This is a genomic window from Aeromonas sp. 25-AL00135 (genome assembly GCF_054052385.1).
The window spans coordinates 1-207 of sequence record NZ_JBSTYQ010000067.1 but is presented as its reverse complement, the minus strand read 5'-3'; the positions used below and the strand labels follow the sequence as shown (position 1 = coordinate 207).

General features: G+C 57.0%; 1 tRNA gene. It reads right to left on the bottom strand.

Annotation, left to right across the window (positions count from 1 at the left end):
* Positions 1 to 2: 2 nt before the first annotated feature.
* A tRNA-Asp gene (locus tag ACW5XC_RS20510) sits at positions 3 to 76 on the bottom strand.
* Positions 77 to 207: the final 131 nt, after the last annotated feature.

The following is a 207-nucleotide window of genomic DNA, read 5'->3' as shown; positions in this document are numbered from 1 at the left end:
GGCGGAGCGGACGGGACTCGAACCCGCGACCCCCGGCGTGACAGGCCGGTATTCTAACCGACTGAACTACCGCTCCGCATTCGGTTAGCTTTCGCTAAATCTTCTGCTGCATTTTCTGAGGTGTCATCCTCGCAGCCAGTGACGTGATTCTTCACATCGCTGTTTAATTGGGTGCCTGGCAGTGTCCTACTCTCGCATGGCGAATGC